Raw genomic sequence first — 12,597 nt, 5'->3', positions numbered from 1 at the left:
CACGCTGAGTAGGGACTCACGCTGCGGACGGTCTTCCTGGGCCTGAATTGAATCGAACTCGCGGGCACCTTCGTACGACTCCGCACAAGCCAACAATCGCCGCGATACCCAGTAGTGCCGCGCCAGGTTCCGGCACTTGCGAGGCCCCAACCAAGGAGCCGGGACCAACCATGGGCCCTGACCCCAGTTGATCGCGCCACACCGTGTAGTCCGCGATGTTGGTGATGTTGTCGCCATTGGCGTCCCCAAGTTGGTTGAGGCCGAAGGCACCTTTCCAAATGACGTAGTCAGTGGCGTCGACGTCGCCATCCTCGTCGAAGTCGGCTTCGAAGAGCGGTTTGGCAACGGCGGTCAGCCGGACCGCGTTTGGCAAGTAACTGACCGCAAACGCCACACCAGCCGGCATGCCCGACGAGTCGATGGTGTCGAACGATCCCGAAACGCCAAACACCGTGGAGATAATATCAAAGGTGTTGCCAATGACGGGGACGAAGCCCCCATCGATGTCGATGTTGAGATAGCCATCGACCTGCGCGACGCCGGACGTCTGGATACGATCGAACTGATTGGGGAGCGTGCCTGCAACTTCGACAAAGAGCTCGCCGGTGCTCGCTTGGCTGTAGTCTTTAACCGTTGCGGTACCAATGCCCTCGGAGTTTCCCGGGCGAATGGCCCCCTCGTTAACGAGCAGGACGTTCACGGTCGAGCCGTTATCAAGCACCGCGTGGCTGGGCTCGTCGATTACCAAAGCGCCAGCGCCGCTGAACGTGGCACCGGCCTCGATGTTGATATTGTTGTTTTGGAGCTGAAGGTTTCCATCGAGCGTAGTTGCGCTACCAGTTTCGAAGGTGAGGAAGAAGTTGTTTTGGACCTTGATGGTCGATGCCACTCCTGAACCGATGGTAACGGTCCCGCCGATATCCGTGCTGCTGGTCGCCTCGTAGGTCGCACCGGTCAAGTCGAGCGTAGATCCCGGGTTGAAGTCCAAGGCAAAACCATTGGCAAAAACCCGACTGCCTGTTGATGCTTCGACGGTGCCCGTAAAGCCAAAGGCCGCACCTACGTCGCGCAATTCGAGCGTTCCGACATTAATCGCTGCGAGCACGCCGGCCCCGGCAGCACCATCCCAGTCGTTGTCGTTGCCAGCCGTCTGTGCAACGAGTACGCCACCTGAGGCCCGAAGACGTGTGTTATTGATGACGCGCGAGGCAACCAAGCCTTCCCCCGAGACCCCATTGCCATTGTCGATCGTCATTGTCCCGCCCTGGATCGTCCCCCCTTCGAGGGTGACGAAACTCGCGACAACAGTATTCCAGGCGTTGACGACGTTAAGCACGCCATCAACGTCATTCGTTCCGATGCGGGCGACATCGACGATAGCGCCGGCGATGGTCAATGTGCCATTGTCGGCGAACAGATTCGATGCGGCATCAAAGTCAATGCTCGTGTTAATCGTGCCGAACCCGACGAGGGCTTTGCCATCGTCGGCGCCCAAGATGCCCGCGCCGCTGATGGTGCCACCAACAATCGTGTTGAAATCGCTCATGTTGTCGCCGCCACTAAGTCGTAGCGGTTGACCGGCGGTGTTGATGTTGACGTTCCCTGCGATGTCGAGTCGGGCCGTCGTGCGAACATCGCCAGTCACGTTAAGCGTGCCGTTGATGTTCACATCGCTGCCAGCGAGCAGGGTGGCGTCGGTGTTGTCGTTCACCAGGTTCATCTGGCCGGGGCCGTTGAGTGTCCACTTCGCGGATGGGTCATCGAGGTTCACCGTGAGCACACCCGTACCGACGCTGTTGTTGATGTCAAGCGTGTTGACACCACCACCGCCGTTAAGGCGACCGAAGTCTGCAAGCGTCTTGGCGTTGATGGTCAGCGGCGCGTCGACGTTGACCAAGTCGCCAACCGAGTCCAACCCATCGAGATCAACCTGGCCGCCAACCATGTCAAACGTGACGGCCTCGTTGACGTTGACGACACCGCTAAAATTGATTCGTCCGGCACCTGTGAACTGGGCGTTGTTCAAGCCGTTGACCGTGTTAAAGTCGGCGCTCGCAAGCAGACTTAACGTGGCTCCAGCGGCTATGTCGACATCCGCGTCGGAATTGAAGTCGACGGGCGCCCCGATCTGCGATTGCTGGGTTCCTGTGACGTTTAGGTCCGCATCCACGGCTCCCACGTCGTTGCCAATATCCAAAGGCTCGCCGGTCCAGAGGGTGATTTCCCCCGGTTCCGACGAGTTCATATTCAACACACCGTTCATAATGAACTCGGCGTCGCCCGTCGTCACACTGATGTCGCCATTGTTGAGCGTGATCGTGTTGGTGAAGGAATTGACGCCCACGGTGTCGTAATCGGTGACGTTCACGGTGAGCATTGCCCCTGGCTCGATGGTCCAAGTTCCACCGTCGAAGGCGAACGAGGCGACACTGATGGTCGAATTTGCGGTCACTGAGTTGGTGGACCCGGGCGAGTAGGTCCCGGCCCCCGTGATGGTGCCGCCCGCGTAGATTGGCGTGGGGGCCCCAACGGAATCCAAGGTAAAACCAGCGTCAATGCTCGTCGTCGAGGCGGGGCCGTAGGTGATGGCGCCACCGACGTTCGTATCGCCATTAACATTGAAAACTGCCCCCGCACCACTGAGTATCATCCGCGAGGCGCCGCCAATCAATGCTGTGCCGACGCCGGCGTTGTTCGAGTTGATCGCCGCGGTCATGGTCCACTCGCTGAGCGCATTGACCAGCAGTGCCGAGTCGGCACCAGCCAGCGTGATGGGGTCGTCCATGTCGCCATCACTGTCCATGGTCAAAGTCGAGACAGCAAAGGTAACCCCGCTGTTGATCGTATGCGTCGTCCCAGTACCCAGACCGTCCCAGTCGAACGTGTCGACCGAGATCACCGTGTCGGCTGTTACCGTGGAAGTCCCCTCCATTCGCAAGAGCCCCATGCCGTCGATATCTCCCCCGGCGAATTCCGATGCGCTTCCTAGCGTGAGCGTGCCGACAACATCTATGGCCGCACTCGCGGAGGTCGTCACGGCGGGCATGTCGAGCGTGCCTTCGTTAACGTTCACGGCTCCTGCGATCACGATTCGGTCGCCGCTGACGACGGAGACGCCGGCGTCGTTCTTGTGGAGCGCCCCTGCCAATGTCCAGGTAGTGCCTGTGACATTGACGGTGAGATCGCTCGCGTCGTTCAGAGTGATATCGCCACCGAAGGTGTTATCGCCGGTGTCGATCTGCATGGCGGTAATCGACAAAAGGCTGCCATTGTTTACCGTGGTATCGGCGGCACCGTTGCCGTCCCAGTTGAAGTTGGTCGTGCCGTCGTTGATGGTGAAGTTGGCGTTGACAATTGTCTGGGCGTTGAGACTAGCGGGACTGTAGCCAGATGCTGTGGTGATGCTGGTAACGCCGTTGAAGATGGCGGTGCCGCTGTTGGTAAACGTGCCACCGCTCATCGTAAACGCAGCATCGATCTGCAGCGTACCATCGGTATCCGCTACGTTGATGGTTCCACCACTCTGAGACAGTTGGGCGCTATCGATATAGGAGATGTCGGCCAGCGTGTCGTCGAACAATCCACCATCGACGAATCCATTGTTCACAGCTATGGAACCCCCCGTTCCGAGCGTGAACGTAGAGTCGAATTGAAAGGTTGAGTTGTGGAATAAGTTCAATGTTCCGTTGAAGGTGTCGAACAACGGAATCTCCGTAATTAGACTTTGATTCCGATTAACATTGACAATGCCGGCTTCGCCGGTGCCGTCGAGATCAATGCGACCATTGACGCCGACGTCCGAAATCGTGAGCGTTCCCACAGGGGGTGGTGAGAAGATGATCGCGGGGCGCGAGAGGGCCGTCAGCGTGCCATCGTTCACCAGCAACAGTGACGCCACGCCGGGATTGTCGGCGAAAGTGATGATGCCGGTGCCTTGTAGTGTTCCCCCTACGTTCAGGTCGATCAGAGCCGAGCCGACCTCCTCGTCCATCACCAATTCACCGCCCGCAAGCTCTAGAAAGCTCCCCGAGTTAATCAAGACATCGTCGGCAGTAACGCTGCCCGCTGCTTCGTTAACTGTCAGAAAAGTGCTAGCCCCCGACAGTTGCACCAGGCCATCGACTGCGAGGTCAAACTCGTTCGTGAACAGGTCGATGCCGCCGGACAACGTAAGGCCGTTCACCGCGTTGTTCGAACCTAGGCTTACCGAGTTGCTGGTGTTGAAGATCGCGGTGTCGTCCGAGTCGGGTTCGTCGGCGGGGGTCCAGTTGGCAGACGAGCCCGCATCCACCCAGTCGACGTTTCCACCGATCCATGTACGATCAAGGGCAATTGCCATTGGATGGACTGTGAGCAGCGCTACCAACGCGCATACCATCCCCACGAACCGAGCGCAATACGGCCGCATCGAAACACCCCACCCAAGAGGAGTAGTCTGGAACTCGCCCGGCACATCCCGGCCGGCGAATCACAAGAAGGCACCACGGCACGCGAGACACAATCCCTTGCGGCCGAGCAACCCCCCCGGAAGGCGAACAAGTCGCCGCCGGGCCCCGGCTGCAACCGGTTACCATAGTTTCGGAAAGCCGAAAACGCAATGGATAAGGGGGGCGAATCAACCTCCGAATGCCGGGAAGTAGGGGTAATTTTCCACCACTCATGCGGGGAAAGGCAGGGCGTGGAGCTCGGTGACCACTTTGCACTTCGAATCGAGTCCCCTACGGCTGCGGCTTGGATAACCGCTCAACCATGTCGATGATCTGCTGCGGCTCCGCCCGCTTGGTGTAGTCGGCGTCGAGGAAGGCGTGGCGGATTACCCCGTCGCGGTCGATTACGTAGGTCGCCGACAGTGGGAGCTCAAGCTTCTCGTACCCATTGACCTTCGGAAGCTGCAATCGATCGCGGTACATGGGGGCGATTGCATCGGGCAGCTCGAACACAATGCCGTACTCCTTGCCAATCTTGCTTTCTTTATCCCACAACACGGGGAAACTTAACTTATTCTGTTCCGCCGTCTTCTTGGCGTTTTCCGGCAGCTCGGGGCTAATGGCCACGAGTTGACCACCCGCGCCGCCAAGGGCTTCCAGTTTCTTCTGCATGGCCCGCAGTTGCAGATTGCAATAAGGACACCAGCCACCGCGATACCAGACGAGTACCAGCGGTTTCTCTTTCCAGAGATCGCTGAGCGTCACCTTCTTTCCATCCCACGATTCGAGCGTGGCGTCTGGGGCTTTGTCGTCCACCTGCATCGCCTTGTCTTCGATGCCCGATTCACGAACTTCCTCAATCGCCTGTTGAAAGGTCCGAAGCATTGGCTCGGGAACCCTCTGTTTAGACTGCTCGCTCAGCTCTTCGAGTTGCTCGTTGAGCGTTGGTTCCTCGGGCTCTGCCGCGAACGAGGTGGATGCGACAAGGACACAGGCGAAGAACATCCAGTAGCTTCGAGCGGGCATCGGTGTGAACTCCGGCGTTAAGGTGTTGGACTGGAGGTGCGCGGCGGGACTATAATCGCCACTTGGTGAGTTGAATCACGTAGGAGTAGCTCAATGTACCGCCAGCTTGTGTTCGTGGCCACTATTCTCGCGGCATCCCAATTTGCCTGCGGTGTGGAACCTTCCTACCGCATGCCGACTTACGCCGATGGCCCGCCCCCCGCGGCGCGAAGTCGGGCGCAAGTCGAGAAGCTACTCACCGGCGCGGACGAAACAGACGACTCCGCGAAATCACTCCGCGTGCTGCTCGTTGCGGGTCCGAAGGATCATGGCAAAGGCGAGCACGATTACCCCGCGTGGCAAGAAGTCTGGAGCCGGCTCCTCGGTAAGGCTCCGAACACGGAAGTGAAGACCGCCTGGATGTTTCCCACCGCAGAGGAAGCAGAACAAGCCGACGTGATGGTGTTCTATCAGAAGGGCACTTGGAACGCCGAGCGGGCCGCACTCATCGACAAGTTTCTCTCGCGTGGTGGAGGTCTCGTTATCATCCACTGGGCCGTGAACGGCGAAGACCGCGCAGTGGAACTCGCCGAGCGAATTGGACTCGCCTCCAAAGCCGGCGCCGTCGGTTATCGCCATGGCCCGCTCGACATCGACTTCTCCGCTGGTCGCGAACACCCGATCACTCGCAACTTCGAACGATTGAACCTTCACGACGAATCCTACTGGCGACTCCGCGGCGACGCGAGCAAGATCGGCCTGTTGGGAACCAGCGAAGAAGAGGGCGAAGCAACCCCGCAGTTCTGGACCTACGAAAAGAACGGCGGCCGCGCATTCGTTTCCATCCCCGCCCATTTCATGTGGACCTTCGACGACCCCGCGTTTAGGTTGCTGCTGCTACGTGGCATTGCGTGGTCAGGGGGGCGGAATGTCGATCGGTTCAATGATCTGGTGTGGCTGGATGCGCGGGTGGACGAGTGAAACCGGCTCCTTTTAGGGGCAGGCTAGGCCGTGCACGACATCCCGATCCGTGAAAACCACTAAGCGGGTAGAATCTTCGGGGACCAAGATGGCTTGGGTTCGCAAATCTGCCTATACTCGGAGGGCTTGAATTTACACATTCGCTGATTCTCGCGACTCTGCTCGTCTTCTTCCTCTTCTTGTTCCGTGCGTGAATTCGAGACAATGATGCGTTCGACTCATTTCCGTCGTCTACGTTGCGAGCGTCTCGAAGACCGCCGCCTACTGGCTACTTACACCGTCGAATCGCTGGCCGACTCGGGGCCAGGCTCTCTTCGCGACGCGATTGGCCAAGCCAATAGCACTCCGGATTACGACGAGATCGTTTTTGCCCCGGAACTTTCGGGCGGAACGATTGTCTTCGGCAGCATCATCTCGATTGGAAACCGTCTCTCGATTGATGCAACTTCACTTCCGGATGGAATAACGCTGGATGGCAATAGCAAGTCGAATCTGTTGTCACTCAGTTCCTCTGCGGAAGTAGTTTCCGAATTTCGCGGTCTAACTTTCACCCGCTCTCCGAACGCCCTACGCGTCACTGGCAATGCCCTGGTCGACAACTGTTCGTTCATTGGGAATATCAATACCCCGATCATCAATCTCTATAAGCTAACGGTTACGAATAGCTTCTTTGCTAATAATCGAGGCTCGGGGGTCGCACATGCTATTAGCAATAGTAGAGACCTGACAATCATCAACACTACCATTGCAAGCGATTGGACAAATGATACGGCCATTCGGTGGGGTGGCTCTGGGAGCGTAATGATTGAGAATAGCACTATCGGAGGGAAATCCAATGGGCTCTCGCCCATGGTTGAGCAGGTAGGCGGAGCCAGTTCGAATTCGATCATCATCCGAAATTCGATTGTCGATGGGTATATTAATGCTCGAGTGAACGCAAGCTATAGCGTTCTTTCCCATGTGAGCGAAGCCAACGTCACGGGCGAAGGCAACTTGCTGAACGTCAATCCTCAACTGGGTCCATTGGCCGACAATGGAGGTGTGAGAGAAACTTTCGCCCTCATGCCCGGCAGTCCCGCTCTCGATGCGGGTGATCCAAGTTACGTGGCGGCTGCGGGGGCCGTTGACTCGCGCGGAGAGGTCTATCAGCGGCAAGTTGGTCGCCTGGATATGGGGGCGTACGAGGCACAAGCCGTGCCCAACTTCGTACCAGGCGATTTCAACGCGGATGGCTCGGTGAATCTAGCCGACTACACAGTTTGGCGTGACAACCTAGGTTCGGTAGCGGAGCCCTTTGGCCTCGGCGATGCAACCGGCGATGGCCAGGTGACGGCCGACGACTACAGCACCTGGAAGGCCCACTTCGGGTTCATTCCTACCGGTCAAAGCATCGTGGTAAATTCCCTCGCCGACTTCAACGACCGTAATCCGAACAACGGAATTACCACGCTGCGGGAGGCGCTTTACATAAATATGCTAACCGGTTGGGTTGACCTAATCACGTTCGATCCCGCCTTATCGGGTGGAGTTGTCCATGTCACGTATAACGACATCTACTACGCAGGGCCCGGTCTTCGCATCGACAACCCAGTTACCATCGATGCGCGAATGCTTCCCGATGGCATTACCATAGACCCGGGTCCATACATGGCGTCTCTGCGAGTCGGTAACTCCTCGCTGTATCCATTTAGCGATTACGACGTAACCCTGGCTGGATTGCACATCCGAAACGGCGACCCTAGTGACGCAAAGGATAATTTCGGAATCGAATTCACCCAGCGCGGCAAACTGACCTTCATCGACGGGAGCATCTCTGACTTTGACAGCGGGCAACTGGATGGTGGGGCAATTCGTTCCGACGGCATTGTTGAAATACACAATTCGGTCATTGAAGGAATCAACTCATCGGGCGCCGCGATCCGTGCTTACGATGTCCGCCTCGAGAATAGCATTATTCGAAACGTGGGAGACGAATCCAAGCAAGTGCTCGGCGTGAGTGCTTACTTTGTCAGTCTAGTCGACAGCACGATTACGGAGGCCTCCGCTGGTGGCATTTACGCTGAGAAGGACGTACTCCTTGAACAAAGTCGTGTGGAGCACAACGGCGGAAATGGAGTCATCGCGAAGGGTGCAGTTAGTTTAGTGGAGAGTCATGTCTCCCATAACCTCGGCTCCAGAATGACGGTCACAAACAAGATCGGCGGCGCGGGCATTCAGGCAATTGGAGACGTGACGCTGGTCGACAGCCACGTCGATTTCAACTCGTACCAGATTGGCGGCGGTACCGGTATTGGCATTCAAACCAAAGGGCGCCTCGTAGGCACCAGAAGTTCTATCAGCGGGAACTTCACGGTCTTCCTTACGGGATCATCTGCCGCCGCCATTTACGCCGAAGGACGCAAGGCAAACGGATCGCCTATTGAGGCCACTACCGAAGCCATCTCGTTAGATGACTGCGTCATTGAGGGTAACAAGTCCGCTGGAAGCATCGTACATGGCATGGGGTCCATCGGTATTCGCGATACCACGGTCCACTCGAATGAAATGACCTATCGGACGGATACCTTCAGCTCGGTGATCCTTATAGGAGCGCCATCGAATGCCACCCTCATGATTAGCGATTCCACGCTAGCGGAGAACATTACACCAACGGACACAGCCCTCACCAGCATAATCGCCCAGGTCTGGCGCACCGAAGTTACCAATAACCAATCTTACCTCTCGGCCCGAAGGGTGATCGATAGTGTGATCTCCGGCAACAGCGGACCCGGGGTTACCAGCCATTCCAATATCGAGATTGTTGGCACCACGATTCGCAATAACGGTGGAGGTATCCTCGGGGGCGACGTCACCATACGAGATTCGTCGGTAGTGGGAAATCAAAATTCCCATGCTCTCTATGGTTGGCTTGTGCCCGGCATAATGGCGAACAACCTCATTGCTGAACGTGTGGTGGTTGCAGACAACTCGGTAACGTATGACGGCCCCGTCCCGGCCAATAGGTTGGCGGCGGGAATTGCTGCTAGATTCATGCTGCTGGTCGATTCAACGATTGAGAACAACTCGGCTACCGGTGCTGGGCTGTCGGGTGGTATCTGGACGGAGCGCGGCACGATCGTGCGATCCACTATCTCCGGAAATGAGGCTGTTGGCGACGGGTCGCGGGGCGGGGGAGTGTTTGCCCAATTGGGTGTGAATCTTTACCAATCCACGATCAGTGGAAACCGCGTCGAGGGCACGAACGCACAAGGCGGAGGAGTTTGGACAGCGTCGGCGCTGTCGACACAATCGACCATCGCTGAAAACACTGCCATCGGGGAGGGTGCCGCCGGAGGTGGGGCGTATGTTTACTACTCTAATACTGCCTCGAATATCACTGGAACCGTGTTACACGGAAACACCGCGCCCGTTGGCCCCGATCTTTTGGCGACCGGTGTGAATGGAGTGGAGGAGCAACTGAGCGTCAGTCATTCGCTCGTCGGAAATCCAGATGGCTCATCGCTCGCCACCGGCGGGTTGGGACCGGGCAATTGGATAAATGTCGACGCCATGCTTGGTCCCTTGGCCGACAACGGGGGGCCAACGCGAACTCATTTGCCGATCCAGGGAAGCCCATTGGTCGACGCGGGCAACCCGGATATCGCAATGCTCCCGCAGCTTGTCTACGGGAGCTTCACCTTCTCAGGCGATTACGATCAGCGCGGAGAGCCGTATACCCGAATCATCGATGGAGGAAGCCAAACCGCTCGTATCGATATTGGTGCGGTCGAGCTGCAGGTCGATCCGGTTCAAGAACTGAGAAGCAGCCCCTTTTCAGAAACTGGCATCTTGGTTACGCCGCAACGGTCCGAACCGAATCATAACGAGGCCGTCGATGCTGTTTTCGCTGAACTCGTCCGCAGTGAAGGCGGAATGCTCGCCTTGCTTGTGTGTGACATAGCGGAGTCTTCAGACGCCAGGAAGAAACTTCACTCGGTCGCAGATAGGAAGGAGCCATTTTTCCATCAAGACGATTCGCCGACGGAGCAAATGGTGTCCGATCCTTTCGAGGAGTTGCTCATTGCAGCGACCCTCGGCTTCGATAGTTGAAGCGGTAGGCGAAGCGAACAACTTAGTTGCAACTCACGCAACGCGCATAAAAAAAGCCGTCGTTCCTTCGACGGCTTTTGCGTTGCTTGGGAGAGCGATTCGCCCTACAGACGGTGCCGCCTTAGACGGGGCGAACCTGCTCAGCGCGAGGACCCTTGGGGCCACGGCCTTCGACATAGCTCACTTGCTGACCTTCGCGGAGCTCATCGAAGCTGGTTTCTTCGACATTCGACGAGTGGAAGAACATGTCCTGTCCGGTTCCCGTGTCGATGAAGCCAAAACCCTTGTCCGTCAAACGCTTGATTGTACCTTCAGCCATCTCTTCAAAACCTCAAAATGAAAGCGTGGAGCCGACCCAAAATCAACACAACCATGCGGCCGCTCCACGTCACAAGTTTAGCAGATTGCTGGCAAGAAGCCAGTCCAGGATGGAAAGTGGAGAAAACATGCGTTTATCAGGAGGAATAACGAGTAATACCGGCATTCCCAGCAGCCGGCGGGCGTCGTTTTTACGCACACTGACAGCAGGAAGCACTGGCCTGCGGTAGTGCGCCGTAGCTGTCATGGAGCCGAATCCAATGACCCGTCTCGTTGCGTCCCATCGGTGCGCGGTCGAGCCATTGATAGATGCCCCATAGACCATCAAGGCCGCGCGAGAAGGCCGAGTACGTGTGATAGACCTCACCGTTTTCTATGACGAGCGAACTCAAGCCCGGCCGCTCGCGTGCGTAGGTGGCGATATCGGTGCCAGTGATGGCCGCCCCTTTGATTGCCCCGTCGGGCGTGGTAGTGGAATCAATCGCTGGGCCCTGTGGTGCTGCGTCCATTGCCGGTTCGCGGGTGTAGTTGTACTCAATGCCACCCGATCGCTGCTGCTCTTCGGTGAACGACACGCCAAAGTCGAAATTGAAATCGCTTCCGTAAGACGAGGCCCAAGGAAACCGCCAACCCATCCGGCTCTGAAACGCGGCGAGCTTTTGCAGCGGTGCCCTCGACACCGCCCACAGCATCACGTCGTGGTTGGCCAAGTGGGTTGCGAGACCATCGAACTGATCGGCAATCGACGAACAGGACGGGCAGCCCGCAGCGTAGTCGGGGCCAAACATAAAGTGATAGAGGAGTAGCTGCGACCGGCCCTCGAATAGCTCTTCGAGCGATTTCTTGCCTTCCTTCGTATCGAACTCGTACGTCTTGTCGATCCGCACCCACGGCAGCGCCTGCCGCTGCCGTGCCAGCTCGTCGCTACGGCGGGTTAACTCTTTCTCCGCCGCGAGTAGCTCCTTGCGGGCGTGGGTCCACTCTTCGCGACTGACAACTACGTGGGACATGGTTTTGACTCCTTGAGAAAGTAAGCGAGCTCGGATGGCGAAAGCGCCAATCCGCTTTGTGCACAAAACGGTGAGAACGACGACAGCGATCGCCAGCATCGCCCAGCGAACATAGGACGCGGTCGCAAGCGACAATCCAAGACCGGTCCACAGCGCTACGTACGCAGCCAGGCACGCGGGGCACTTAGGCACAGCGAACAGCAGGGCAGTGGAGAGGATCCAGGCCACGCGTTCGCCCCGCGCCGTCTTGCGTGGCTCGTTGGTTGACTCGGCAGCAATGCAGCAACACCTTGGCATAACGGTAACTCACTTCCCGGCCTTCGACTCGGCCATCTCAGCGATGTGTTCCAACCAGTAACTCCAGCCTTTGAACAAATCGTCCTGGTACTGGCTTACCATCACCCCCATGCTGCGGTGCACCAGCGTGAGTCGAGTGATGTCGCCCTCTTCCGTCAGGCGATACTGCACGTGATTCGTCGCGGCGAACGACATCATCAGCGGCCCACAGATTTCAATGAGCTTGGGCGGCTTGATCACCTGCACGTGACCCCATAAGTGGCCGACCCCTTCGCCCAGATCGCGAAACCAACGCCCGCCGGGCCACGCCTCGAACTTCATCGGATACGCCTCGCCCCCCGGCATTTCGCAGTCGGGGCCCAGTTGTTCCAGGGTCGCCCGAAACGCGATGGCAATCGGCGCTTTGATTTCGACTTCTTTGCGAAGCTCGAAGCTGTCGATGGAAGGGGACTCATTGGTACTCATGATGC

General features: G+C 57.6%; 7 protein-coding genes. 2 read left to right on the top strand and 5 right to left on the bottom strand.

Annotation, left to right across the window (positions count from 1 at the left end; translation table 11 throughout):
* Positions 1-16: 16 nt before the first annotated feature.
* Together SH292x_RS15220 and SH292x_RS15215 are read right to left on the bottom strand one after the other, a co-directional pair.
* Entirely contained in the window at positions 17-4,339 is a 4,323-nt protein-coding gene (locus tag SH292x_RS15220) for a beta strand repeat-containing protein (protein WP_442481865.1), read from the bottom strand.
* Between the two features lie 379 nt (positions 4,340-4,718).
* Positions 4,719-5,453, bottom strand: a complete 735-nt coding sequence (locus tag SH292x_RS15215) for a peroxiredoxin-like family protein (RefSeq protein ID WP_442481864.1) — start codon at positions 5,451-5,453, stop codon at positions 4,719-4,721.
* Positions 5,454-5,546: 93 nt separating this feature from the next.
* Here SH292x_RS15215 and SH292x_RS15210 point away from each other — a divergent pair, with 93 nt between their 5' ends.
* Together SH292x_RS15210 and SH292x_RS15205 are read left to right on the top strand one after the other, a co-directional pair.
* Positions 5,547-6,413, top strand: coding sequence for a ThuA domain-containing protein (locus SH292x_RS15210; protein ID WP_442481863.1), 867 nt, complete (start codon positions 5,547-5,549; stop codon positions 6,411-6,413).
* Positions 6,414-6,908: 495 nt separating this feature from the next.
* Positions 6,909-10,502: a choice-of-anchor Q domain-containing protein gene (locus SH292x_RS15205; protein ID WP_442481862.1), complete on the top strand. Its 3,594-nt coding sequence runs from the start codon at positions 6,909-6,911 to the stop codon at positions 10,500-10,502.
* A 121-nt stretch (positions 10,503-10,623) separates the two neighbouring features.
* Here the strand turns inward: SH292x_RS15205 and SH292x_RS15200 are convergent, their stop codons facing one another.
* From SH292x_RS15200 to SH292x_RS15190, 3 genes are all read right to left on the bottom strand, one after another.
* Positions 10,624-10,821 (bottom strand): cold-shock protein, encoded by a 198-nt coding sequence (locus SH292x_RS15200; protein WP_442481861.1) that lies wholly within the window; start codon positions 10,819-10,821, stop codon positions 10,624-10,626.
* Between the two features lie 190 nt (positions 10,822-11,011).
* Positions 11,012-11,830, bottom strand: coding sequence for a DUF899 domain-containing protein (locus SH292x_RS15195; RefSeq protein ID WP_442481860.1), 819 nt, complete (start codon positions 11,828-11,830; stop codon positions 11,012-11,014).
* 306 nt (positions 11,831-12,136) lie between these two features.
* Positions 12,137-12,592 carry an SRPBCC family protein gene (locus SH292x_RS15190; RefSeq protein WP_442481859.1) on the bottom strand — a complete coding sequence of 152 codons (456 nt, stop codon included), beginning with the start codon at positions 12,590-12,592 and terminating at the stop codon, positions 12,137-12,139.
* Between the last annotated feature and the right edge of the window lie 5 nt (positions 12,593-12,597).

Origin of the sequence: Aeoliella fuhlenseeensis (genome assembly GCF_052161615.1) — a bacterium.
GTDB lineage: Bacteria > Planctomycetota > Planctomycetia > Pirellulales > Lacipirellulaceae > Aeoliella.
Note: the sequence above shows the minus strand (reverse complement) of the source record. Positions and strands in the feature narration are given on the sequence as shown.

Bases quoted from the DNA above. Each gene is read 5' to 3' on its own strand.
- SH292x_RS15195 (WP_442481860.1), bottom strand. From the start codon at position 11,830: ATGTCCCACGTAGTTGTCAGTCGCGAAGAGTGGACCCACGCCCGCAAG.
- SH292x_RS15190 (WP_442481859.1), bottom strand. From the start codon at position 12,592: ATGAGTACCAATGAGTCCCCTTCCATCGACAGCTTCGAGCTTCGCAAA.
- SH292x_RS15215 (WP_442481864.1), bottom strand. From the start codon at position 5,453: ATGCCCGCTCGAAGCTACTGGATGTTCTTCGCCTGTGTCCTTGTCGCA.
- SH292x_RS15210 (WP_442481863.1), top strand. From the start codon at position 5,547: ATGTACCGCCAGCTTGTGTTCGTGGCCACTATTCTCGCGGCATCCCAA.
- SH292x_RS15200 (WP_442481861.1), bottom strand. From the start codon at position 10,821: ATGGCTGAAGGTACAATCAAGCGTTTGACGGACAAGGGTTTTGGCTTC.
- SH292x_RS15220 (WP_442481865.1), bottom strand. From the start codon at position 4,339: ATGGCAATTGCCCTTGATCGTACATGGATCGGTGGAAACGTCGACTGG.